Annotated in this window: 26 protein-coding genes and 1 other annotated feature; of the genes, 8 read left to right on the forward strand and 18 right to left on the reverse strand. The window is 45.0% G+C overall.

The genetic code is table 11. From position 1 onward, the window contains the following. Nucleotides 1-59: 59 nt before the first annotated feature. From AC0VYE_RS26380 to AC0VYE_RS26440, 13 genes are all read right to left on the reverse strand, one after another. Nucleotides 60-1,490, reverse strand: coding sequence for an ABC transporter substrate-binding protein (locus AC0VYE_RS26380; RefSeq protein ID WP_076267518.1), 1,431 nt, complete (start codon nt 1,488-1,490; stop codon nt 60-62). A 222-nt stretch (nt 1,491-1,712) separates the two neighbouring features. Beyond that, nucleotides 1,713-3,356 carry a putative polysaccharide biosynthesis protein gene (locus AC0VYE_RS26385; RefSeq protein ID WP_076267517.1) on the reverse strand — a complete coding sequence of 548 codons (1,644 nt, stop codon included), beginning with the start codon at nt 3,354-3,356 and terminating at the stop codon, nt 1,713-1,715. 20 nt (nt 3,357-3,376) lie between these two features. Then, complete coding sequence (locus AC0VYE_RS26390) at nt 3,377-4,102, reverse strand: ThuA domain-containing protein (RefSeq protein ID WP_475443501.1); 726 nt, start codon at nt 4,100-4,102, stop codon at nt 3,377-3,379. A gap of 27 nt (nt 4,103-4,129) precedes the next feature. Beyond that, the gene (locus tag AC0VYE_RS26395; protein ID WP_076267515.1) at nt 4,130-4,612 is read right to left on the reverse strand and encodes a DUF456 domain-containing protein; all 483 of its coding nucleotides are present in this window, start codon (nt 4,610-4,612) and stop codon (nt 4,130-4,132) included. Nucleotides 4,613-4,619: 7 nt separating this feature from the next. Beyond that, nucleotides 4,620-5,372, reverse strand: coding sequence for a Cof-type HAD-IIB family hydrolase (locus AC0VYE_RS26400; protein ID WP_339204476.1), 753 nt, complete (start codon nt 5,370-5,372; stop codon nt 4,620-4,622). A 177-nt stretch (nt 5,373-5,549) separates the two neighbouring features. After that, nucleotides 5,550-7,004, reverse strand: a complete 1,455-nt coding sequence (locus AC0VYE_RS26405; protein WP_076267513.1) for an ABC transporter substrate-binding protein — start codon at nt 7,002-7,004, stop codon at nt 5,550-5,552. 141 nt (nt 7,005-7,145) lie between these two features. Further along, nucleotides 7,146-8,015, reverse strand: a complete 870-nt coding sequence (locus AC0VYE_RS26410) for a metal ABC transporter permease (RefSeq protein ID WP_076267512.1) — start codon at nt 8,013-8,015, stop codon at nt 7,146-7,148. Continuing rightward, nucleotides 8,012-8,953: a metal ABC transporter permease gene (locus AC0VYE_RS26415; protein ID WP_076267511.1), complete on the reverse strand. Its 942-nt coding sequence runs from the start codon at nt 8,951-8,953 to the stop codon at nt 8,012-8,014. The genes AC0VYE_RS26410 and AC0VYE_RS26415 overlap by 4 nt, the downstream gene beginning before the upstream one ends. A 3-nt stretch (nt 8,954-8,956) precedes the next feature. Further along, on the reverse strand, nt 8,957-9,763 hold the full coding sequence (locus AC0VYE_RS26420) for a metal ABC transporter ATP-binding protein (protein ID WP_076267510.1): 807 nt from the start codon (nt 9,761-9,763) through the stop codon (nt 8,957-8,959). A 34-nt stretch (nt 9,764-9,797) separates the two neighbouring features. Then, entirely contained in the window at nt 9,798-10,751 is a 954-nt protein-coding gene (locus tag AC0VYE_RS26425; RefSeq protein ID WP_475443507.1) for a metal ABC transporter solute-binding protein, Zn/Mn family, read from the reverse strand. A gap of 203 nt (nt 10,752-10,954) precedes the next feature. Further along, nucleotides 10,955-13,051, reverse strand: a complete 2,097-nt coding sequence (locus tag AC0VYE_RS26430) for a peptidoglycan D,D-transpeptidase FtsI family protein (protein WP_475443509.1) — start codon at nt 13,049-13,051, stop codon at nt 10,955-10,957. 32 nt (nt 13,052-13,083) lie between these two features. Next, complete coding sequence (locus tag AC0VYE_RS26435; protein WP_475443511.1) at nt 13,084-14,247, reverse strand: transglutaminase domain-containing protein; 1,164 nt, start codon at nt 14,245-14,247, stop codon at nt 13,084-13,086. Next, a complete protein-coding gene (locus AC0VYE_RS26440) occupies nt 14,247-14,696 on the reverse strand; it encodes a hypothetical protein (RefSeq protein ID WP_076267507.1) in 450 nt (149 codons plus the stop codon). Before AC0VYE_RS26440 ends, AC0VYE_RS26435 begins: the two co-directional genes overlap by 1 nt. Before the next feature lie 162 nt (nt 14,697-14,858). Between AC0VYE_RS26440 and AC0VYE_RS26445 the strand changes: the two genes are divergently transcribed. Further along, the gene (locus tag AC0VYE_RS26445) at nt 14,859-16,022 is read left to right on the forward strand and encodes an MFS transporter (RefSeq protein WP_076267506.1); all 1,164 of its coding nucleotides are present in this window, start codon (nt 14,859-14,861) and stop codon (nt 16,020-16,022) included. 407 nt (nt 16,023-16,429) lie between these two features. After that, nucleotides 16,430-16,801, forward strand: a complete 372-nt coding sequence (locus AC0VYE_RS26450; protein WP_430059985.1) for a toprim domain-containing protein — start codon at nt 16,430-16,432, stop codon at nt 16,799-16,801. Here AC0VYE_RS26450 and AC0VYE_RS26455 read toward each other — a convergent pair. Both AC0VYE_RS26455 and cyoE read right to left on the reverse strand, forming a co-directional pair. Next, complete coding sequence (locus tag AC0VYE_RS26455) at nt 16,798-17,403, reverse strand: SCO family protein (protein WP_339204487.1); 606 nt, start codon at nt 17,401-17,403, stop codon at nt 16,798-16,800. The two genes, AC0VYE_RS26450 and AC0VYE_RS26455, sit on opposite strands and share 4 nt — an antisense overlap. Before the next feature lie 24 nt (nt 17,404-17,427). Then, nucleotides 17,428-18,285 carry a heme o synthase gene (gene cyoE / locus AC0VYE_RS26460; RefSeq protein WP_076267502.1) on the reverse strand — a complete coding sequence of 286 codons (858 nt, stop codon included), beginning with the start codon at nt 18,283-18,285 and terminating at the stop codon, nt 17,428-17,430. Between the two features lie 261 nt (nt 18,286-18,546). Between cyoE and AC0VYE_RS26465 the strand changes: the two genes are divergently transcribed. After that, nucleotides 18,547-18,969 (forward strand): cell wall hydrolase, encoded by a 423-nt coding sequence (locus tag AC0VYE_RS26465; RefSeq protein ID WP_076267501.1) that lies wholly within the window; start codon nt 18,547-18,549, stop codon nt 18,967-18,969. 36 nt (nt 18,970-19,005) lie between these two features. After that, nucleotides 19,006-19,569 carry a spore coat protein GerQ gene (gerQ, locus tag AC0VYE_RS26470; protein ID WP_076267500.1) on the forward strand — a complete coding sequence of 188 codons (564 nt, stop codon included), beginning with the start codon at nt 19,006-19,008 and terminating at the stop codon, nt 19,567-19,569. Here the strand turns inward: gerQ and AC0VYE_RS26475 are convergent. Then, complete coding sequence (locus tag AC0VYE_RS26475; protein ID WP_076267499.1) at nt 19,559-19,867, reverse strand: hypothetical protein; 309 nt, start codon at nt 19,865-19,867, stop codon at nt 19,559-19,561. The two genes, gerQ and AC0VYE_RS26475, sit on opposite strands and share 11 nt — an antisense overlap. Nucleotides 19,868-19,954: 87 nt before the next feature. Between AC0VYE_RS26475 and AC0VYE_RS26480 the strand changes: the two genes are divergently transcribed. Further along, complete coding sequence (locus AC0VYE_RS26480) at nt 19,955-20,941, forward strand: metal-dependent hydrolase (protein WP_475443517.1); 987 nt, start codon at nt 19,955-19,957, stop codon at nt 20,939-20,941. A gap of 166 nt (nt 20,942-21,107) precedes the next feature. Here AC0VYE_RS26480 and AC0VYE_RS26485 read toward each other — a convergent pair whose 3' ends face one another. Next, a complete protein-coding gene (locus tag AC0VYE_RS26485) occupies nt 21,108-21,320 on the reverse strand; it encodes an alpha/beta-type small acid-soluble spore protein (RefSeq protein ID WP_054023438.1) in 213 nt (70 codons plus the stop codon). A 132-nt stretch (nt 21,321-21,452) separates the two neighbouring features. Here AC0VYE_RS26485 and AC0VYE_RS26490 point away from each other — a divergent pair, with 132 nt between their 5' ends. After that, complete coding sequence (locus tag AC0VYE_RS26490; protein ID WP_179089778.1) at nt 21,453-21,629, forward strand: DUF5325 family protein; 177 nt, start codon at nt 21,453-21,455, stop codon at nt 21,627-21,629. A gap of 34 nt (nt 21,630-21,663) precedes the next feature. Here AC0VYE_RS26490 and trpS read toward each other — a convergent pair whose 3' ends face one another. Further along, nucleotides 21,664-22,653 (reverse strand): tryptophan--tRNA ligase, encoded by a 990-nt coding sequence (gene trpS / locus AC0VYE_RS26495; RefSeq protein ID WP_475443520.1) that lies wholly within the window; start codon nt 22,651-22,653, stop codon nt 21,664-21,666. A 61-nt stretch (nt 22,654-22,714) separates the two neighbouring features. Then, nucleotides 22,715-22,976 (reverse strand) — a binding site (T-box leader). Nucleotides 22,977-23,096: 120 nt separating this feature from the next. Between trpS and AC0VYE_RS26500 the strand changes: the two genes are divergently transcribed. Both AC0VYE_RS26500 and AC0VYE_RS26505 read left to right on the forward strand, forming a co-directional pair. Continuing rightward, nucleotides 23,097-24,134 (forward strand): permease, encoded by a 1,038-nt coding sequence (locus AC0VYE_RS26500; RefSeq protein ID WP_475443522.1) that lies wholly within the window; start codon nt 23,097-23,099, stop codon nt 24,132-24,134. After that, nucleotides 24,131-24,961 carry a TIGR03943 family putative permease subunit gene (locus tag AC0VYE_RS26505; RefSeq protein WP_475443524.1) on the forward strand — a complete coding sequence of 277 codons (831 nt, stop codon included), beginning with the start codon at nt 24,131-24,133 and terminating at the stop codon, nt 24,959-24,961. The genes AC0VYE_RS26500 and AC0VYE_RS26505 overlap by 4 nt, the downstream gene beginning before the upstream one ends. The last annotated feature ends 22 nt before the right edge of the window (nt 24,962-24,983 follow it).

A 24,983-nucleotide genomic window follows, 5' to 3' on the forward strand; every position in this document is an offset into this window, starting at 1 on the left:
AAAAAAAGGAGCAGACTTCGCTTGATGGCGCAAGCAAGCTCCCCTTTATAATTGATTCCTTACTCCGTTTTGGACGATGCTTCGCTGCTTTCACCTGCAGCTGAGCCATCCGCCCGTGCTGGATCTTCTTTAAGCATTTCTTGGCCTTTAACCTGCAAAATACTAAGTGCCGAGTTTAGATCCTGTGTGTCTTCCTTCACCTTTTTCATCTCTTCCTTAACCGCCTTTGTGAATTCCTCATAGAAGTTGTCAGGCAGCTTGTTAAAATTTTTGTAGCCATTAAAAGGACTTGGCTTTAACTCATAGAATGCAGCATAATTATGTCCTTCAACATCCGTAATATATTTGGTGCGAACCGGCAAACCATTGTAGTTGTTCGACTTGGATTTTACTCTTGCATAATCATCGCTTGTCACATACTTGAGAAAATCCCATGCGACCTCCTTGTTTGGAGAGTCTGCTCGAATTGCAAACAAATTATTAAATGACATCAGATTCGATTCATCTGGACTTTGCTGTCCGATTGGAGCTGTCACAATGTCCCAATTTTTTACGATCTTATTTTTTAGGCTTGGATAATCGCTTGCCTGCTTGATTTGGTTCGTGTAACCAACGTCTTGAATCGTCATCGCCAAACGACCGGACAGGAAAGGATCTGATAACAGGTAGTCCTCATAGGACTGTGACATCGCTCCCTCTTGGCTGCTCATACTTTCAAAATAAAGCGCGTTTGATTCTACTGCATCCAGCGCCTGCTGAAATACATTTTTCCACGAATCCGTATGTATGGTCATTTGCTTTTGCCCAGCATTCACATAGCTAACTTTTTCAGACTCTGCAAGCATGATGGCCAAATCAAACAGCTCCTCGCGATATCCCATCTTTAAACCGTATACCCGTTCCTTCCTATCACCGTCCGTAGGGAAACGCCTCGCCAATTGTATCGTTTCATTCCAGCTCATTCGGCTTCGCGGAAGCTCAATTTTGTATTTTTCAAATAAATCCTTGTTGTAGTAAATAACCTGGCTGTAGAAGCTAGGCGCTAAACCGTATACTTTGCCGCCGCCCTGCTCTTTCAAATAGTCAAGCATACCGGGAATCAATCCCTCGGTTTCGTACTTTTCCTTTTCCATAACAGCATCGAGATCATAAAGCTTGCCTTCTTGTGACAGCTTTTGGTACCTCTCTCCATCCAGCATTAAAATATCAGGCTGTTTTTCTTCTATAAATTTGTTAAACGCAGTATCGTAGTCTGTATTTTCTTCACTGTACATCGACTGATTGCTAATGACTTCAATTTCAACATTCGGATATAATGCCGAGAACACCATACCATAATCTTGAAAGAACATGCCTTCATCGTAATACATGACCTTCAGTGACGACTGCTTCATTTTATTACTGTCCTTATTGTCACCTCCAAAGCTGCAGCCAGTTGCCACTAATGCCAAAACAACGACTGATAAAACAAACCTCGACCATGCTTTCATCTTTCGTTTCTCTCCCTCTCCGCATATCCCTAATATGTATCCATATCCTATTCATAAATAGTCTAGAGGAAAAAACTTACTAATTCTCTCTGCTATTTCTTAACAATAGCTTAATGAATGCTTAAGTTTTTCAAAGTTTTCGAAGCAGCAAGGGAGCTCTAACGAAAAAAAGGACACATCCCCCTATAAGGGCTGTGTCCTTTCTTCCATGAAAACTTATGATTATACCGCTTTTTTGTAAAATGGCTTTAAAACAATCCCGAGTATTTTGCGGAGCGGCCCCGGGAACGAGCGCACATCCTCTGGAGTGATAACGCGAAGCGCAGCGAGCAATATCAGATAAAGTGAGCCTACAACAACAGATGCAACAGCAGCTGCCAAGAAATAGGAAAGCTTATCTGCCCATGCACCCGTAATAGCCAGCACCCCGTACTCAGCTCCCCAGCCTGCAAGGGCAGGTACAGCAATTGCGATCAAATAGGCAATCCATTTGCCGCCTAGCACGTTCAAGTTAACGTCCTTGTTAATGCTTCTTAAGTTCAAATACGTAATGACAACGAAACAAATCGTAGATCCAATAATAAATCCATAGACGCCAAGCAAAGGAGCAAGCGCCAGACTGAACACCACTTTAAGCGCCAAACCAATAAACGTATGGTTCATCGGCAGCTTAGGTTTGTTGAGTCCGTATAGGATCGAATTCGAAATCATCATTGTAATTTGGAAGATCGCTCCGGCTGTAAGCATCGCTACCGTCCCGCTTCCGCTTGGAGTCGTAAATAGCAGTCCAGTTACAGAATAAGAGGCTACTGCCAGCAGCAGCGCAACCGGTACGCCTGTAAACAACACAATCCGCATGACGAGCGAGGATTGACGCTGTACTTCCTTCATATTATTCAAGGCAAATGCCGAGGAAATGATCGGAATAATCGAAGCGCCGAGCGCAATCGCAAGAATCGGAGGTATGCCTGCTATCCCCATCGCCTTCGTGGAGTAATCCGCCAACGCTTTTGTTGCTGAATTTTCATTATAAAAGGATTCCGTCAATCGCATAAATATCGTTATATCAAAAAAGTACAAAAGCTGTACCGTCATCGCCGTTACGACAGCAGGAATGGAAGTGCCGAATATTTCTTTATAAATGGTCCGATAAGGCAGGTTGGAGCTTGTCTTTACCGACTTATCCTTCACATTTATAGCAGATTTGGCATGCTCCGATTGATCTTGTTTTTTCAGCTTACGCCAAAACCACATCATAACCGAAAATGCACCAATACTTCCGAGCACAGAACCAAACGCAATAGCTGCAGCGCCGTACTTATCTCCCCAGCCCCAGCCGAGAACGATCAGGGCTAGTCCAATTCCACCGATGAGCCGCAAAATTTGTTCCATGATTTGAGAAATACCGCCTGCGGACATGATCTGCCGGCCTTGGAAGTAACCTCGCATCATTGCAATAATAGGAAATAGCAGCAGCGCAGGCGCTATAGCTTGCAGCGATAAAGCTGCATCCGGCACCTTCGAGAACCGTTCATAAGCTGGTGCAAAAACAAACATCGCAGTGGCAAGCAATATTCCTGTCACTGCTCCAAACATTAATGCCGCTCGATAAATTCGTTTGGCTTCATCGGGCCGGCCAAGCGCATAGCGCTGTGAAATCATTCGACTAATCGATAGCGGTATGCCGCCCGTCGCAATCGTTAGCAGTAATAAGTAAATCGTATTCGCTGAGTTGAATGCCGCCTGTCCGGCAGCTCCCAGCATGTATTCGAGCGGAATCCGCTGGAACAAGCCGAGAAACCGGACGACCAGCGCTGCGGCAGCCAGTATAATTGTGCCTTTAATTAATGAGTCTTTTTTTAGCATAATGGTCTGTCAAAGTCTCCCTATCCTTTATTTCCAATGGGCTCCAGCGGCTGATGATTGCCGCGTACGGGCACTGCTGCATGAGATGGAGAAGCCCAACGCACACCATTTTGAATCACTTGCAGCACTTGCGGGTTATAGTAAGTTGGATAAGTCTCATGCCCCGGACGGAAGTAAAAGATTTTGCCTTGGCCGCGGTTAAAGGTACAGCCGCTGCGGAACACCTCGCCGCCTTCAAACCAGCTCACAAAAACAAGCTCATCCGGCGCTGGGATATCAAAATGCTCACCATACATTTCCTCATGCTCCAGCGTAATGTATTCCGGCAAGCCAGCTGCTATTGGATGCGCTGGATTTACGACCCAAATTCTTTCCTTCTCGCCCACTTCACGCCATTTGAGATCACAACCTGTGCCCATCAGCTTCTTGAAAATTTTTGAGAAGTGACCCGAGTGCAGCACGATTAAGCCCATTCCTGCGAGTACGCGCTGTTGAACACGATCTACAATAGCGTCATCCACCTGGTCATGCCCCATATGTCCCCACCATATTAGAACATCCGTATTGGCTAGACGCACTTCTGTAAGGCCATGCTCCGGCTCTTCAAGCGTTGCTGTCGCTACTTCGATATCTCCACTTGCGATCCCTTTGGCTAAAGCTTGATGAATGCCATCTGGATATACATTTTTGACTTCCTCATGAATCTTCTCATGCAAAAACTCATTCCATACGGTTACTTTAATCATTGAGCTATCCACCTTTTATTCATTTCATTAAAAGACGAGCCATAGGACAAACACCACGATCATCGCCAGCTGCAAAATTACCTTCACGACTACGCTTGAAAACAATCCTACAACTGAACCTAAACCAACCTTGAGCGATTTGTCAAAACGTGTTCCGATAATCATCTCACCAATGACGGCACCAACAAAAGGACCGATAATAAGACCAAGTGCTGGAATAACGAAAGGACCAAAGATAAGACCAATTGTACTGCCGATCACTGAGGCTCGCGAGCCTCCAAATCGTTTGACGCCCCAGGCGCTAACCGCATAATCGGCGACAAACAGCACGATTAAAGTTACCGTCTGAATGAACCAGAACCAAAAACCAAATTCACTAAACGAGAAAAATAAGCCATAAACAAAAAATGCGCCATAAATGGCAAGAGCTCCCGGAAGAATCGGATAAATAGCTCCTGCCATCCCTACTACAAATAATAGAATAACTAATGTCCAGCCTAAAATATCCATACGTTTCTCATCCCTTCAGAAGGTAACGTCTAATCACTTCTGCAACTCCATGCTCATTATTCGTAAAAGTAATGAAGTCTGCAGCTTCCTTGACCGTTTCCTGCGCATTGCCCATCGCTACGCCTAAGCCAGCTTCGCGAATCGCCGCAATATCGTTCAAGCTATCGCCTACAGCAATGACTTGCGACATCTCGATGTTAAGCAAGCCGCAAAGCTCTTGAAGAGCGCTTGCCTTTGAAACGCCGAGCGGATTAAGCTCCAAATTAAATGGAGATGAATTCGTAATCTCAAGCGCTCCCCAGCTTTGTACTTCAGCGAGCAGCTTCTCCCTGATGCTGTCATCCTCTGTGTAATAGCCGAATTTCAACCAGTGATGTGATGCATAATCATCAGCAGGCGTAATCCATTTCTCTTTATTGTAAATTTCATCAGCTGTATACGCCCAGAACCACGGCTCGCCATGTGCGAGAGCAAGCTCATGCAGCCTTTGCACGTAAACGTGGCTTAGATGAGTACGTTTATGAAGCACATGCGGACGATGCCAGATCTCACTGCCGTTTACTGTGATCATAGGTGTTTCCAGCTTCAATTGCTCAGCGTAAGGCAATGCACTGCGAAAACCTCTTCCCGTTGAGAAGCTGACAATAACTCCAGCATCAAGTGCTTTTTGAATCCATTCTGCATTTTCCGTACTAATTTCACTCTGTTCATTTAGCAATGTTCCGTCCATATCAAGCGCAAGCAATTTATAATCTCCCAATATTGTGCCTCCTCGTAAATGCCGTATCGTTGTTGTACCTAACTAGTAAATTATTTTAGCACATTTACGACAGATTCCAAATGAAAGTCACTCTAAAAAACACGAATTCATCATACTTGCTCAGAAAAAAGGAGCAGCCTCCGCTAATTTGCGTAAGCATGCTCCCCATCTTTTAACTTACTCCGTTGTTTCAATTGTCGTAACAGATCCGCTGCTTTCCGAAGTTCCAGCTCCTTCAGCACCTTCAGTAGGTACAGGATCTTCCTTCAACAGCATTTCTTGGCCTTTCACCTGCAAAATGTCAAGCGCCGCATCGAGTTCCTGTTCTTTTTTCTTCACTTTTTCAAGCTCTTGGCTGGCTGCGCCTCTAAATTCTCCCCAGAAGCTTTGTGGCAGCTTGTCAAAATCTTTATAGCTATTAAATGTACTTGGCTTCAAATCATAAAATGCTGCAAAATTATGCCCTTCTGTATCCGTAATATATTTAGTGCGGACAGGCAATCCATTATAATTGTTCGACTTTGACTTTACTCTTGCAAAGTCCTCACTCGTTACATAGCTAAGGAATTTCCACGCAGCGTCCTTACTCGGCGATTCCGAGCGAATAGAGAAAATATTGTTGAAAGACATCATGCTTGATTGATCCGGATTTTGTTGTCCAACCGGAACCGTTACAATATCCCAGTTTTTCACGATCTTATCTTTTACTTTCTCATTCTCAGCCGCTTGCTTAATTTGATTGATGAAATTAATATCGCCCATCGTCATCGCCAATCGGCCCGCTATGAAGGGATCGCTTAACAAATAGTCCTCATAGGTTTGCGCCATCGCTTCGTCGCCACCTTGATTACGCATGCTATCAAAATAAAGCGCGTTCGAATCCAATGCGTCAATTGCTTGCTTAAATGCATTTTTCCATGAATCTGTGTTTATCGTCATTTGTTTTTGCGAAGCATTCACATAATTAACGTTTTCTGAATTAGCAAGAATGCTTGCCATTTCAAATAAATCTTCGCTGTAGCCCATTTTCAGCCCGTAAATCCGTTCCTTTTTGTCGCCATCCGTAGGGAAGCGGCGTGCCAATTGTATCGTCTGGTCCCAGCTCATGCGATTGGTTGGCGGCTCGATTTGGTATTTCTCAAACAAATCCTTGTTGTAGAACATAACTTGACTATAGAAGCTTGGCGTCATGCCAAAAACCTGTCCGCCGCCATTTTCTCTCAAATAATCAAGCATGCCGGGAATCAAGCCCTCTGTATTATACTTTTCCTTCTCCATAACCGGATCAAGATCATAAAGCTTGCCATCGAGTGCCAGCTTTTTGTATTGATCGGTATCAAGCATCAAAATATCTGGCTGCTCCTCCGTAATAAACTTTTCGAGAGCAGCATCCATATCCTTGTTTTCACTTTGATACATTTTCCTATTTTCTACGACTTGAATTTCGATATTTGGATATAATGCCGAGAACACCATGCCATACTCCTGAAAGAAAGAACCTTCATCGTAATACATAATTTTCAGCGTTGACTGTTCATTTTCTTTTTGTTCGTTTTTGCCCCCAAAGCTGCAACCGGTTACCAATAATGTAAAAACTACTAGCGGTATGACGAATTTTGACAACACTTTCATGTTCAATTTTCTCTCCTCTTCAGTTTCCTCCTAATATGTACCAATTACATTACGTTTCTTTTTGGATATAAGTTGCAGTTATACACCTTTTTTTGAAATAAATATGAAAAAAGCATCCATTAAGGATGCTTTTCGCAATTATTATGCTAACTTTCTTAGACGCAGTTTCTTGATTACAATGCCATGTGAGGGCGAGAACAAAAATGCGATAACGAACAATAATGCAGCTGCGCAGACCATACAGCCAGCAATTGAAGCATCCAATAAAACAGCTGCACCATACCCGATGAATGTACTAGCTACGCCGGCTGCTACACTCAAAACGATCATCAGGCCGAGCCGATCTGTCAGTAAATAAGCGGTAGATGCCGGGATAATCAGCAGTCCTACAACGAGTATCGCTCCTACGCTTTCAAAGGAGCTGACGGTAGCCATCGATACGAGACCCATTAACAAATAATGAAAGATAGCTACAGGTATGCCGATTGCAGCCGCTAGGGCGGGATCAAACGCGCATAACTTGAATTGTTTATAGAACAAAACGATAACTGACGTTATAATCAGCAGCGTTGTACCGAGCAGCCAAACGGCTTTCGGGCCCATATTTACGCCGCCAAGCTCCCAAATATTCCAGTGTACATACGCAATCTCACCGTACAAAATCGCATCCTGGTCCAAATGCACCTGACGAGCATACAAGCTTACAAGAACGACGCCAATGGCGAATAATGCTGTAAAGACAACGCCGATCGAAGCATCGGATTGAATGCCGCTTTGCTGAAACATTTGAATAAGAAAGGTCGTCAGCAATCCGCATAATAGTGCTGCGAACATCATCAGCAGCGAATCGCGTGAGCCGCTGAGCAGAAACGCGATAACGATACCGGGCATGACGGAGTGGCTAATCGCATCGCCGATCATCGCCATTTTGCGCAAAACGAGAAATACACCTAGAATACCGCAGCAGCTTGCTACTAGTGCACCTGTAAGCAAGATCCAGAAGTCGCTCATAATGCCGCCTCCTTCTTCACTTTGCCCTCAAGCAGCATTTCGGAGTCACGATTATAGCTTTGCTTCACTCTTTGGCGCACCAGTCTTTTTGCAAGTAATCCGCGCTGTGGACCAAATAGAATGGAAATGCAGAAGAGTAAGGTTGCTGCCAGCACCGTAACAGGTCCCGTTGGCAAGTTAGACACCGATGCGCTAATCCAAGTGCCTGCCGCACCGCTAACTGCACCGAATATGCCTGATAATACAACCATAAGCCCAAGGCGATCCGTCCAGTATCTAGCCGATACGGCCGGTGTTATAAGCAGCGCAGCTACGAGTACGACACCTACCGCTTGAATGCCCGCTACTACAGCAACGACGATTAGAAGCATAAGCAGCTGCTCAAGAAAGGCTACGGGATAACCGATGCCTCTAGCAAACCCGGGATCAAAAGAAATAATTTTAAACTGTTTAAAGAGCAGCGTGCAAACCGTAATAAGAGACACACATACGACCGTCATCGTAATAACATCAGATGCAATCATGGATGCCGCCTGCCCAAACAGGAATTTATCCAATCCGGCTTGATTGCCATAGCTGCCATGCTGGATAAGTGTAAGCAGTACGATACCTAGGCCAAAAAATCCTGACAAGACGATCCCCATCGCTGCATCCTGTTTAAGCTTAGAGTTTCGAGTAATATATCCAATACCGAACGTTGCGATAAGACCAGATATGCCTGCTCCTATGAGAAACAGTCCAATCGATTTAACGCCAGTAAGCATGAATGCAATGCATATGCCCGGCAATGCCGCATGGGCTAACGTATCGCCCATTAAGCTTTGTTTTCGAAGATACGAGAAGCAGCCGATCACACCGCTGCTTAAGCCAAGCAGCGTACAGCCTAGAAAAATCCATTGCATATTCGGATCGGTCAGCATCAACCATATTTTATCCATGAATTACTCACCCTTTCCGTCAAAACGTGACGGAGACTGCATGCTGCGATCAAGAAACGCCAGTCTGCCGCCGTAAGTACGCTGTAATTTCTCCTGCGTAAAGGTTTGTTCTGTTTTGCCGAATGCCTGAAGCTCTACATTCAGAAGCAGTACCGAGTCAAAATAATCTTGCACAGTCGCTAGATCATGATGGACAACGATGACCGTTTTCCCTTGCAGCTTCAGCTCCTGCAGCAATGTGATAATGGCTTTCTCTGTCGCTGCATCCACGCCTGCAAATGGTTCATCCATAAAGTACAGCTTCGCGTCCTGCGCCAGTGCACGCGCTAGAAACACGCGCTGCTGCTGTCCGCCAGAGAGCTGACTGATTTGCCTGCCTGCATAATCGGCCATTCCAACCTTGTTCAGGCACTCCAGCGCAATCGCCTTATCCTTCGCGCTTGGGCGGCGGAACCAGCCTAAATGACCATAACGGCCCATAAGTACAACATCAAGCGCATTCGTTGGAAAATCCCAATCCACCGATTCTCGCTGCGGGACATATCCGATCATTTTCCGCTGCTGCTTATAAGGCTTGCCATATACTAACACTTCTCCGCCAATACTCGGTATGAGGCCAAGAGCCGCCTTCATCAGTGTTGACTTACCTGCGCCATTGGGCCCGATTACCCCGACGAGCTCACCCTCGCTTACTTCAAACGATACGTTCCGAAGCACTGGCTTCTTCTGATAAGCAACGCTTAGTCCCTTAATCGTAAGCGGTGCAATTTGTTTCGTATTTTGCTTGGCTGCTGTTGTAGATTGGTTCATATTTATCACTCACTTTCCTTGCCTTTGTTATGTGCTATTTCAAAGCGGCTACAATCGTATCCACGTTATGCTTCACCATTCCGATATAAGTGCCTTCAAACGTACCGGCATCTCCCATTGCGTCGGAGTAAAGCTCGCCGCCAATCTTCACCTCATGGCCTAAGCTTTTTGCCCCTTCTATGACCGATTCAATTGATTTTTTCGGAACGCTGGATTCGATAAAAACAGCTTTTATTTTTTTCTCAACTAAGTAGTCGCGCAGCTTGCTAACATCCTTTGAGCCGTACTCCGACATCGTATTCATCCCTTGCAAACCCGTGACAGTTAGACCATACGCTTCGCCAAAATATCCAAATGCATCGTGTGCTGTTACTAAAATGCGGTCTGCCTCAGGAATAAGTGCAATTTGCTCTCTCGCGTAATTATCCAGATCCTCCAACTGCTTGATGTAGGCTGCTGCATGCTCTTTGTAGTACTCAGCGTGGACCGCATCCTTCTCCATTAGCGTGTCGCGGATCACCTCTGTTGTAGAAATCCAAAGCTTCACATTAAACCAAATATGCGGATCATGCATGCCCGCCCCTTGCCCTGGGGCAGAGTGCAGCTGATCTTCCGTCAAATATTTGGAGACGGCTACCGTCGGCTTGCGCTTCTCCAATTTCTCGAACATCTCGGCCATCTTGCCCTCTAAGTGCAAGCCGTTATAAAAAATAATGTCCGCATTATCCAGCTTCCGCACGTCTCCTTGAGATGCCTTGTATAGATGGGGGTCAATCCCTGCCCCCATCAATCCGCTAACATCGACATACTCACCGCCTACCTGCTGCACTACGTCTGTGATCATTCCTGTTGTTGTCGTAATTTTCAATTTCCCATCGCTCGTTCCTTGCTGACCGCAAGCTGAGGTTACCATTGCCGTCATCGCCAGAAAAGCGATAACCATAATAAATCTCCGAAGAGCAGAATTTGTTTTGTACGTTTTACGCATTGTGCTACCTCCTCCATCCCTGTCATTTTTTATATGCTCTAAAGTTTGCCCTTATGAATCTTAGTTTACCTAATGCCTTTTTTTTAATAATACACAAAAATGTTTCACTCGTGCAACATTTATTTTAAAATGGGCGATTTGCATAGCAAAAAAGGCAGATCGGAGTTGATGCTCCGACCTGCCTTTTTGATGTTTTTAGACCACTATTCGTTTGTTCCTGTTCCTGTATCAGTTCCTGTATTAGCATTATCCGCTGTATTATTAGCCGTATTTCCAGCAGCATCATTTGTAGCTGGCGCCTTCTTCTTCGGCACGCCGTACAAACCAATTTCCTCGTCATAAGCATCAAAAATCTTACGAGCAATTGGAGAGGCCCCATAACTCCCGAATCCACCATCAGGTACAACAACAGCTACAGCAAGCTTCGGTTTATCGGCAGGTGCATAGGCGATAAATACCGCATTTTCTGCAGTCCGCCCTTTTACTGATTGCTGTGACGTACCTGTCTTACGGTTATAGGTGTAATCCACGCCTTCAAAGCCTTGCGAGCTAACCTTCGACATGCCTAGCTCAACTTCTTTCCAGTATTCAATCGGGTAATTTACTTCATTCAAAATGACAGGCGTATAACCTTGAATAATATTTCCATCTGCATCCTTAATTTCGTTTACAAATTGCGGCTTCATTCGTTTGCCGCGATTAGCAAGCATTGCAGTATATTGCGCGAGCTGCAACGTTGTATACCGCCCTTGCTGACCGAAGGAGGCTTGAACGAGCGCTGATTGCGAACTGGCATTTTTCGCCTCGTTAAAGTACTCAATAACGCCCTTCGTTTCGTTAGGCAAATCGCTTTCCGTCAGGACGCCAAGACCAAATTGCTTCATGTATTCGTCCCAAATTTCTACGCCGTTCTTGCCATTTTGCGAGTCTCTTCTATAAAGCTTATCCCCAACCATAGCTGCCATAAACGTATTGGAAGAATGCTGAATAGCTTGGGCTCCATCAATGTAGCCATAAGATTTGAATTGGGAGTTACGGATATATGTCTCGTACCCTGTTCTACCATACGAGAATCTCCCATTATCTAAATAAGTACTTGACGTCTTAAACAATTTCTCATTTAATCCAACAAGAACGGATAATGGCTTCAATACAGAACCCGAAGGAAGGATAGAAGAAGGATGCTCATTGCGCTCCTCTTCGGAATATTTGCCATAGACCGTTCGAATCGTACCGTTCGATAAGATATTCTGGAAGTTCTCGTAATCCTCTTTGCTAATACGGCCGCCTGACCAAATATTGGGATCATAATCCGGCATACTCGCCATCGCCACGATTTTACCTGTATCAACTTCCATCGCTACTGCGAATCCGGTTTGTGCATATTTGGCACGCTCATATTTGTTTGTAGACGTTGATATTTTTTTGAGCTGATCCATAATGGCTGTTTCCGTCGTTAACTGCACGTTTTTGTTTATGGTTAAATAAAGATCCGACCCCTTCGTAGGGTTCGTTATTTCCATAGGCCCGATAATACGCTCCGCATTGTTAACGGGATAGGTTTTCAACCCATTTTTGCCGCGCAGCACGTCCTGATACATCCGCTCAAGACCGTCGAAGCCAACGTCCTCTTCATCCAAGTATCTCAGCGTAGGATCTTCCTCTGTCGTCTTTTCCTTGTAGAAGTCTACGTTTTCGCGAACGGTATTAAACTTCTTCAAATACCCGACAAGCTGCACCGAAATCGAATCTTTGTCATAATTCCGAACGCTTTCCTCCATGATATCTACACCTTTGAACGCCGTGCGATTTTCCATGAAATAAGCAACTTCTTTATTCGTGAGGCCGGATTTAATCCGCCGCGGGGTCGAGATATTATTCCGCTTAAAATCAAGATCCATCTGGCGAATAATATCGTCAACCGTCATCGCCTTGGCAGGATCGCCAAGCTTTGTAAATATTTCATAAAGCTTCTGCGCCATCTCTTTAGCACTTGCAGTCGCTTTCTCCAGCTTAAGCTCAGGCTGAATCGTGAAATAGATGGATTGGGTCGAAGTCGAATAGGCAATTGCATGACCCGTAGAGTCGTAAATGTTGCCCCTAATCGGCGGAATCTTCACGCTGCGTGTACTTTTGCCGATCCCTTCAGCACTTAACGTCGGCCCTTCTACAAACTGTAAAATGGCTAGCCTTACAATCAAAACACTAAATAATGCGAACGTAATAAAGAAAAATAAGTTCAATCGAAACGAAAAATGACGTCGATTTATAATTTCCCGTTTCTGCGGATCATCTTGCACGTCTAATCACCTCATAACCTTCTCATTTTAAGCTATGCATCACGTATGTGAGTATCGTCAAATGCCGGCGGATTAAACCAATTCCCGGTATTTGCCCAAGTAGCATCCAGTGGAATCCAGCCATTATCCCCTTCGCTGATTCGCACCTCATTCCAAGCATGGGGACCGAAGCCTCCCTTGCCGTTAGCTCCCATTCCAGTTACAACCCGTACCTCTAGACCTGCTGACCTAGCCATTACAGCATATAAACGAGCTATATCTATACATACGCCTTTGCGCGTATCAAATGTTTCGGGAGGTGTCTGTTCCTTCCAAATTCCCTGCTCTTCATAATTCCGAGCTTTGTCCCAATCGTAAGCAATTCTTGTTCCAAGAAAGTCATATAGCTTTCTCGCCTTATCCTCATTCGTTTGCGCATCCTTGGTCACATAAAGAGCAGCTTTCTCAATCTCAGCTGGGATGGCGTAATCAATAATCTCATATTTTCGTTGTAAAATTTGTTTGAACTGCGCTTCAACCGCTTGGGCGAGCACGGGTCCTTGCCCTGCTAGAACGTCTCCGGCAACTGGACTCAGCCACGAAGCCGCTTTGGTATAAACCGGCGATTCGGAAATTTTGTCGACATACCAGCCATTTGGCACAAGGGACACATAAACGAATAAAAGAACGACGAATACAAATGAACGACCCGCTCCGTGAGCAGCACCAATTAAAGCCCCTATGGCACGGCTAGCACTTCGCCTGCCTTGCAAGTGAGCCATAGGCTCTTCCTTGCCGCTCCTCAGAACGCCTTCTACTGCTCTTTCCAGCAAAGGCTCAATAGAAGCTGCCAATGCCCGCAGCAGTAAATAACCGAGCAGGAACAAGACGCCATAGCGCAGCAATGCAAAATCCCTCAAACTCGTAAGCAGCGTGTACCATGCTTGCTCCACCCCGCTGAGGTCATGAAGAGGAACCTTCACCTTGCTAGTCAGCCACTTCGCTACAGCTGGCGACAATGTATTCGTAAGCTGTGCTGCCAGTACCAAACATACGATAACTGCTAAACCTTCCCAAACAAAAAAGAAAAGACGCCTCGCAGATCCCGATGCGCCTCTCCTCATCCCCTGTATAAGAGAGCCAATTAGCAATAGAAGCACAATGATAGCAATGGGCTCCGGCTCTCTAAATAATTGATCCCAGCTTGTCATCGGCATTACCCGTTCTGCTTCGCTTGGTCGATGAAGGTTTGTATCGTATTATCGAGCTCCCACTTGCCGAGCGCCGTTCCGCGGAATGAAATGGCAACCTCATTCGCACCAGGCTCTCCGGTAAGCTCTACATTTTTAGTTTTCACTGTAAAGGTTCCATCCCCGTTATTCACGAAAGTAGCATCCTTTGCTTCGCCTACCATTGCATTAACGGCTTCCTGTTTTACTGTATCTGCAACCTTAGTGCCAATCTCTTTCAAATCATCCATAGTGTAGCCGCTATATACGACAATACCAAGCACGATTGCCACCACGAGTGCCCATTTAACTACAGTTTTCACGATGCGGATAATAATTAATAGTAAGATAAGCGCAATAACCAGCACAAGCCAATGTTCTTTAAGAAAAGCTGTCCAAGTGTCCCAATCATAGGTCGAAAAATTCAAAAAATCCAATTGCGATCCCCTCCATTATACCTCGTACAAAATCCCATTACAAAATATTATAACCTACGGAATATAGGGCGTAAACGCTCGTTTCCTTTTTATGCAGACATATCCTGTCCCAATTAGACGTACAAGTATATAAGAATGTAATTGGCAAGGAGGGTCAGCTCTGTGAAAACCGCGGTTTGGCTGTACTTATTTTTGTTTATCGCCTTTTTTGATTTGCATGCGCAATACCCCATTTTAACACCTTTTGCCATCTCTTTAGGTGCAGCGCCTTCCTTCATCGGACTCATGATGGGCATGTACTCCATTACGCATTTGCCTGGAAATCTCATTGCAGGCTTTGGCGTTGACCGTTATGGCAGCAGATTGTTTATCGTCTTCAGTCTTATGGCAGCCGGCATTGTTCTCCTGTTTCAATCGCATGTAACTAATCCTTGGCAGCTGCTCGCGCTCCGCTCCATCAGCGGTTTTGTGCTTGCATTTCTGTCTCCGGCTTGCTTGTCCCTGCTTGCAAGAATAACGAGCGATCGAACGGAGCAAGGAAAGCTTATGGCTGGCAATGGACTAGTTCATACGCTAGCATCAGTCGTATCTCCAGCAGCAGGAGCGTATCTCGTTGCAAAAATTGGATTTTCAACCGCTTTTACGCTGCTTGGATGGGTTCTGATCGTAACATCTGTCTGCGCTCTGTTCTTTATTAAAGAAGTTCGCCAGAAGGTAGAGCAAACGGAAGCTGAGGGCAACGACGGAAAAAAGAAAACGAAGCTGCCGCTTGAACCTGCAGTGCCTATTCCTTGGCTCGTCTACCTGCTGCCTGTTGCAATAAGCTGCGCGCAGGGTATCCTATCGTTCGAGCTGCCACTGCTTGCCAAAACGCAGGAAGCGATGATGACGACCGGACTTTTATTTTCCGTTATCAGTATCGGCGCACTCGTCACATTAAGCATGCTGTTTCTGAACCGCGTATCTGCGTATCTGCGAACTTTGTGGGGCTCGCTCATTCTTGCCATTATTTATTTTGGCATTGCATCCGATATACCGGCACCTCTAACATTGATGCTGCTGTTTGTCGGTATGGCGAAAGGAGTCATTTTGCCCGCGCTGTCCACCTTATTAATTGAGCTTAGCGGCGGAGCACGTTACGGCCGTACTTTTTCCGTATTATCCATCGCCTTCTCCATCGGTGCGTTTATCGGACCGATGGCGGCAGGACAGCTTCGCAACTATATATCGCCTTACTACATCGCGTTTATTGCATTGATGATAGCAGTCGCTCTGCTCCCGCTGCGAATTTCCCGTTCACTTTCTTCCCGCACCCATTTTTCGTAGGCATAGGTAAATGCACAGGGCTAATTCCCCATCATGTCATATGCTGTACTATGACAGGTGACTAGTTAGAACAGCTAAGCTCAGCTGTTTGCATTCATCCTTCTAACACTACGGAAACGAGGTGACCCCATATATGTCTGCAAATGTAAGTTCAGAAAATCGTGGTTATGGCCACGGCGGTTTCTCAAACCTTGGCATTATCCTTGTATTGTTTATCCTGCTCGTAATCATAGCTTGCACTTGTCTCTACTAGTAAAATAATAAACGGTCTGCAAACTGCAGACCGTTTATTCATTTTCAAACGAAAAAACCGATCATTTCCCGTTCTCGGTAAAATCGATTTTTGGTGGTAAACTATACATATGCTTCATGACCCTGCTCTACATTCACTACGCGAGGTGACTTCCATGGATATAGCCATTATCGTAGAAGGAAAAAATGACAAGGCAAGACTTAAACGCGTCCTTCATCAAGATGTACCGATTTTCTGCACCTTCGGCACGCCCGGTTCCGAGCAATTGGACAAGCTTAGAAAACAAATTGGCAAAAGCCAAGCTTATATTTTCACCGACAATGATTCCTCTGGAAAACGGATTCGCTTCTTATTGCGCGACGTATTTCCAGATGCTGAGCATATTTATACCCGCAGAGGTTATTCGGGCGTTGAGCATACGCCAGAGGAATATTTAATTGAGCAATTAGAAAAAGCGGGCCTCGATGCGCATATCCTGTACCCTGCGCAGAGTCCCGCTTCTATTTGGAGCAAAGATGAATTTTAAAGCACCTTGTTTAATTGATTTACAATTTCCTCAGCCGTCAAATCTTCTTTGCTGCCATCAATCCATTTGCGAATTTGACCGTCCTTATCCACAATCGTAATGACATTGGAGTGAGAGAAGGAGCCATCCTCATTTTTAATGACGCCAATGCCAAAATCTCTAGCAATTTGCATCGTGTTTGACTCATCGCCCCGCAGGAAACGCCAACCATTAAGATCAGCAAAATTCCGCTTTGCAAAATCACGAATCACTTCAGGTGTATCCCGTACCGGATCAAACGTAATCGAGATGAGCTCTGCTTTAGTGCCGAGCTTGCCTTCCTCTTTAAGCTGCTCCTGTACTTGCGACAACAAGAAGGTAGTTGGCGGACAAACATCTGGACAATTAGCGAAATAGAAATATACAATTCGCGCCTTACCATTTGTTGAAGCGAGCGTTACCTTCTGATCATCCAGATCCGTCAGCTCAAACGCTGGCGCAGCCTTCTCGATTGGAAGAGTCTGCTTCTCCGGCATGCCGTACGTAATAAATAAATAAATTCCCATTGCTGCGCAAAGCGCAAGTACTGCAATTTTGAAGCTATGCTTTTTGACAAAATCCACGCCAGTCACTCCTTAAGACGATAATTATGATCCCGTCGTATTAAGAATCATAACGATAAATATAACCATTAAATAATTGACCGAGATAAGAAAATTGGTTTTTGCCCATTTGTCGGTATCCTTGGCTTTTGGCCCCTTCAACGTATGGATAAGCCAGATTAAGCCGCCTGCAACGGATATGACCAAGAAGAAAATACCAACGTAACCGTAGGAATAAAACAATATGCCCGTTGGCAAAAGCAATACGATGTAAGGAATCATTTGAAACTTTGTACGTTTGATTCCTTTCACGACAGGCAGCAATGGAAAACCTGCTGCGCGATATTCTTCTACCCTTCTAATGGCAAGCGACCAGAAATGAGCAGGCTGCCATAGGAACATCAGAGCAAACAATATCCAAGCACCCGCATCGATTTCACCTGTTACCGCGCAATAACCGATAACCGGCGGCATCGCGCCAGAGATGCCTCCAACCGATGTACTCCAAGTTGAAGTACGCTTGAGCCACATCGTGTAAACCACAATGTAAACACCCCACCCTAGCAGTCCAAGCCAGCCTGATAAAGGATTAACGAGCAGGAAGAGAACAGCTAGTCCAACAACCCCCAAAATAATACCATAGGCCAGAACAGAGCCTGGCGTCATTCGACCGGTAGGAAGCGCGCGATCCTTCGTACGTTCCATTTTCAAATCAAGTTCCCGATCCCAATAATTATTAATCACGGTTGCTGACGCTATCGTCAACGTTGAGCCAATAATCGCCCATATAAGCAATAGAACGTTAATGTCCCATTTGGAAGCAACCATGAAACCACCTATCGCAGCAAATACATTAAGTCGAAGTAGCCGCGGTTTTGTCAATGCAATCCAGTCTTTAAGCACGAAGCTAGCCTCCCAAGTTATGCGACAAGACGCTGATGGCGTCTATCATCCATTGATGAATCGTTTTTAATCATACCGAAAAAAGAACACGATGACAACGTTCGACGGTTTTGTTCATCATTTTGCCACGTAAATTGTGACAAATCATTTAGTAACCAAATGGGCGGGTGCACAATACAATAACTATGTAGTTTGATGCCTATGCCGAACAGCAAATCAAACCGTCCTAAAGTCTACGAAAGGAAGTGATCTGTCAATTCCATGGCTGTCATCAAAACCAATTCCGAAGATACGAAGATGCTCGCTAGACTCATGCGAGCGGAAGCAGAGGGCGAGGGCGAGCTCGGCATGCTTATGGTAGGCAACGTTGGCGTAAACCGTGTACTAGGAAATTGTATCGACTTTAGAAATCTTCGTTCCATCCCAGACATGGTCTATCAAAGTCCTGGCGGTTTCGAAGCAATCACCAAAAGCTACTTTTATCAAAGCGCTCGTGATAAAGATATTCGATTAGCAAAGCGGGTCATTAACGGCGAGCGTCAGCACCCGGCTTCTAATGCATTATGGTTTTTCCGCCCAGCAGGCAGCTGCCCTGATACGTGGTGGGATCAGGCCAATAGCGGAAGGTATAAGAAACATTGCTTCTTCGTTCCAACGCCAGAGGATTGTCCGGCCGTTTATTAAAACTATTTCTAAAGTATGAAAGTGAGGAAATTCTAAATGTCTAATGGTTATGGTTACAAAAATCAAGTAAGCCCCGCAAATACAGGTCCTGTTCAAGGATTCGGCTACGGCGGTTATGGTCAATACCAGTTTCCAATGGGGATGCAGCAGCCGATGGGGATGGGCATGCAACAGCCAACTACGCTCCCAGCCAACTTTCAAACCCAACAAGCACAAGTCATTCCGCCAAATGTGCCAAGCGGATCGTTTATTACGCCACAAGGCGGCACCATCGTTTCGATGCCTTCCGTTGAAGAATCCTATGTAGAAAACATTTTGCGTCTGAACCGCGGCAAAATGGCAACTTTTTATATGACTTACGAAAACAATCGCGAGTGGAACGCCAAAATTTTCAAAGGAATCATCGAAGCTGCTGGACGTGATCACATCGTTATTAGCGATCCAACGACTGGTATGCGCTACTTACTTTTGACGCTTAATCTTGATTATGTAACATTCGATGAGCCGATTGCTTATGAATATCCATTCCAAGGCGGAGTAGTAAGCTCTTCCACTCCACTTGGCATGGCTACTCTCGGCACAGCAAATTCTAGCCGTTAATCGCTGCTTCGCCCTTTAGATGTGCTGGCTTAAAGGTCCAAATGTGCATTTTCGCAGCTCCCCCAACAATAAAGCTCGATATATGCATCCAAGAGGAACGCTCACTGCAGCGTTCTTTTTTGATTTGCTCCGCTTGCTCGCAGGTAGCTGCGTTCCAAACCTCTACAAATAAACCCGGCTGATCTGTTCCTTCATATAATTGCACATCGTATCCTTCCTTTAGCAGCGAAGCTGTGTATTCAAGATATTGTGCCCGAAATTCTGGTGAAACACGATATTCTGCAAAACATATGTACATTTGCCTTCAGTCTCCTTTAGATTATATTGATAAAGTTGCTCCCCTCCGCCGATACTACATCTAATTATCGATTGGGGAGGACTTGTCATGGACACAGGCACACATCTTATCATGGGCATCGGTTTAGGGGGACTTGCCGCAATAGATCCCGTGGTAGCAGCAAATCCAGCCATTCACACCGCTGTATTGCTCGGCACAGTTATCGGATCGCAAGCGCCCGATTTAGATGGCCTACTTCGTTTAAAAGGCAATGCGATTTACATTCGCAATCATCGCGGCATCTCTCACTCCTTGCCGGCTATCGCCATTTGGACTGCGCTAATTACCGGCCTCCTCCAATTATTTTACCGCGGCTCGCTGCCTTGGCTGCATATTGGAGGCTGGGTGCTGCTCGCCGTATGCGTGCATGTATTCACCGATTTATTTAATACTTACGGCACTCAAGCGATGCGACCCTTCACGGACAAATGGATCTCTTGGAATATTATACACATATTTGATCCCATCATTTTCACAACGCATGTCATAGCTATTTTACTGTGGGCAGGCGGATTCGTAAATCCAGCTTCAATATTCCCGCTTATGTACTTGTTTCTAGCCGTTTATTTTGTATGGCGAACAGTTACCTCCAGAAGTACGCTGCAACGGATGAAGACGCTGGACACTGAATATCATGAAGGCGATGCTTATATCGTCATTCCAACGATTTCTCTAACGATATGGAATGTAGTCAAGCAAGTTAAAAATGGCGGATTCGCTATCGGAAATTTACGAAATAACAATTTAGTATGGATTGATTATGTGGAATGCTCTGATCACCCGGCAGTCGCCAAATCCAAAAACGATCCCGCCATTCGATCCTTTTTATATTTCACCAGCTTTGCATGCGCAGACGTTCGGGAGCATACATGGGGCTATGAGGTCAGATGGTGCGACGTACGTTATCGCCATCGCAAGCAATACCCATTCGTTGGTGTTCTGCTTATGAATAAAAAGGATGAGACCATTGGCTCTTATGTCGGCTGGCTTAGCGATGAACGTTTATTGAAAAGATTGCGCATGGATACTTTTTAGTATTGACGTTCGAAAGCCCTTTGCTTCAAAATAGAGGGGGCTTTCTTTTTTTTGTTTTATATTATAGAAGAAAGTCGATGAGCCCTGTGCTAAAATGATGGTTACCATAATAAAAAGCCCAAGGATTACCCTTGGGCTTCATTTCATCACTGTGTATTAGAAGCGATTAACGGGAGCCGCCTGACAATTGTTGTTCAGCAATTTGAACAAGCTTTTTCGTAATATAACCACCTAGGGAGCCTGCATCACGAGTTGAAACATTACCGTAGTAGCCATCTTGAGGAATTTGTACGCCCAGTTCTTGCGCTGCCTCAAGTTTCATTTGTTGTAATGCTGCAGTTGCTTGTGGAACAACAAGTTGATTTCTGCTTCCTGCCATAATGTATTTCTCCTTTCGTCCTCTGCACTTTGATGTGTGTTGCAAGCTTGCAAGCTTATTATGTGCACCATCAAAGAATCTATTCTTAAACCTTTAAAATATATTGACGATTTATTAAGGAGAGAAAACAAGATGTCCAAACCGCTTTCTTTGTTCTTTTCCGTACTAGCTATCGTATTTATGAGCGCTATGGCTATCTCCATCAGCTATAATGGCTGGTTTGTATTATTGTTTGGTTTGTTGAGCCTTTTCACTATAGGAGCCGGCTTTATTACAAAAGCTCGCTTGCGCAGAAAAAAACAAGGCTGACGCTATGGCGTCAGCCTTGTAAGTACCTAAAAGATTAGCCGCGAGGCGGCAGAAAACCCATAAGCTCTTTCACGTCTGCAAGTGTACGATCTGCGACCAAGGAAGCCTTTTCTGCGCCTTGCTTCAAGATTTGATGAATTTCGCCCGAACTGCGAATTTCATTATATCGAGCTTGCAGCGGTTCTATAACCGCAACCACCTGCTCCGCAAGATCCTTCTTGAAAGGTCCATAACCTTGCCCATCATAACGAGCCTCGATATCTTCAATGCTCATATTTGCACAATGAGCATAAATACTCATTAGATTGCTAATCTCAGGTTTATTTGCTGGATCGTATTTCACTTCGCGGCCTGAATCTGTTGTCGCTCTGCTAATTTTTTTGCGAATCACATCTGGAGAATCAAGCAGCGCAATGAAGCTTCCTACGTTTGGATTGCTTTTGCTCATTTTTTTGCTGGCATCATCAAGCGACATGACCCTTGCGCCTACTTTCGGAATATAAGGCTCCGGTATCGTAAAGTATTTGCCAAACCTTGTATTGAAGCGATGCGCCAAATCACGAGTAAGCTCCAAATGCTGCTTCTGATCGTCGCCAACTGGTACAAGATCCGCATTATAAACCAATATATCGGCAGCCATCAGCGTCGGATAGACGAACAACCCCGCCCCAACAGAATCTTTTCCTGCAGATTTATCTTTGAATTGCGTCATTCTTTCCAGCTCGCCCATATTGGCAAGCGTCGTAAACAACCATCCAAGCTCAGCATGCGCGCGAACATGCGATTGTACAAATACATTCGCTTTGAGCGGATCTATGCCTGCAGCAATAAATAATGCGGCTACCGCTTCCGTTTGTTCTCTTAAGGCAGCCGGCTCCTGTGGAACCGAAATCGCATGCAAATCAACAATCATAAAAAAACATTCTTCCGTATGCTGCAGCTTTACGAAGTTTTGCATGGCGCCAATGTAGTTTCCAAGTGTGAGCTGACCGCTTGGCTGAATACCGGAGAGTACTTTTTTCATAATGCTTCAACCTCTTTCTTGTTAATTTCAGTCTAAAAAAAAACGCAAAAAATCCCCCGCCGCAAGGGACGAGGGACCGTGGTGCCACCCTAATTCGCTTATGGTACGCTTTGTTATACAATCGAAGCGTATTATTATCCCACAAGCCTTGTTGCTCCGTAACGGGGAACGTCCGTACAAACATCTTCGGCTGCTCGTGCAGCCAGTTTCCGTTCATAGGCTCCGGGGCCCATTCAGCATCGTTGTTTGCACCGGTTCGCAGCAACCACCGGCTCTCTGTACGCAATCCAATCGAGCTTACTTATTCCCATCATTGCATTTAAAACGATTATACATCTGTAATCGTTAATGTCAAGCGATACGAAAGTTGTCCTATCCCGCATCGATACCGCATAAGCTATAGTCATAATCGTAATCCTTACATAAAGAAAGGATATTGCACTATGGCAAAATTTCTTTACCGCATCTGCACGCCATTGCTCGGAGTAGGCTGCTTGATCATGCTCGCCCTTATCGTAACCAATCGAGAGCTTCCCACACATCTTTTTAGTATCGCTAATTTGCAATCCTTCAAAATATTATTTATAAGCATTATTTTAGAAGCATTTCCATTTATCCTGCTCGGTGTAATCTTTTCTGCACTTTTGCAAGTCTTCGTTTCGGACGAGCTCATTCAAAAATTCATGCCCAAAAACCCGGTATTAGGCGTTCTTTTTGGGGCGCTGCTGGGCATTTTATTCCCATTATGTGAATGCGGAATGATACCGGTTGTCAGGCGGCTTATTCGCAAAGGCATGCCTGCTTATATCGGAATCGTTTATTTATTGGCAGGACCCATCGTTAATCCAATCGTTTTTGCATCAACCTTTGCTGCATTTCGAACGACGCCAGAAATGGCTTACGCACGAATGATATTAGCCTTTGTCATTGCTGTTATCATCGGCTTGCTCCTTTATAAATTTATGCGAAGCAGTCCGCTCAAATTAGCTCAACCGTTTCATTTAATTAAACAGGGTCATACACACAGCCACAATCACACCCATAATCATGAGCATGGGACAAGCGGTACTGGATTCCGAGGAAGAGCCGCCTCAACCCTATCACATGCTTCAAACGAGTTTTTTGAAATGGGCAAATATTTTATTTTCGGAGCAATGTTGACCGCCATTATTCAAACGGTTATTGATCGCAGCACCTTTGAGGCATTTGCTGATCAGCCTTTATTTTCATACCTTTTCATGATGGGCTTTGCTTTTATATTATCAATCTGCTCCACTTCGGATGCTTTCATTGCTTCATCGTTCAGCGGCATGTTTGATTTTGGACCGCTGCTTGCTTTTCTTGTATTCGGCCCAATGATCGATCTTAAAAATACGTTAATGCTGCTAACGACATTCCGTATTAAATTCGTATTTATTCTCATTGTACTAACCGCGGCGCTAACCTTCATCGGCGCTTGGATAACGGAGGCGCTGCTATGATTCATCATCTTTTGCGTGCCGCAATTCTTACTGGATTTGCTCTGTTTATTCTCTACTTGGATCGAACGGGTGAAATGGCTCTTTATATCGCTCCAAAAATGGAGGTATACGTAAAGCTGTCAGCGTTAGGCCTCTATGCAGCAGCTATTTATCAAGTCTATGCCGCTTTACAGAAACGTATCGAAAATCAAACGCCAAGCTGTGATTGCGAGCACGAGCCATCTCCATCCGTGTTCAAAAACATCATCATTTATGGGTTGTTTATTTTTCCGCTGCTGCTCGGTTTTCTCGTCCCGACCGGGACGCTTGGGAGCGATATTGCTTCAAAAAAAGGGATCAGCTTATCTGGAATTTCAACAACTGAAGAAAATGGTGCCGGAGTCGATGCCTTTTATCCTTTCGATGGCTATATGGAAGCACATACAGCATACGCGAAGAAACTGTACAGCCAACCACTTATCCGTGTACCTGATACTCAATTTATTGAGACGTTGACGACATTTGATCTCTTTCGAGAGAAACTAATCGGTAAAGAAGTTGAAATTTCGGGGTTTATTTACCACGAGGACGAGATGGGCAAGGGGCGATTTGCGGTCAGTAGATTTGCAATGAATTGTTGTTCGGCCGACGCTATGCCTTATGGACTTATGGTATCTTGGCCAAAAGCGATGGATTACGCCGACGATGAATGGGTGACGGTGACAGGAAGGTTAACGACATCAACTTATATGAATCATGTTGTCATGACTTTAGAAGCCCAGCGGCTTGAACGAACCAAGGTGCCGGAATCACCTTATGTGTATCCTGATCTAGATTTCGGACAATAAAATGAGGAGCTGACGGGTGCCG

The organism is Pristimantibacillus sp. Z349TD_6, from assembly GCF_056173205.1.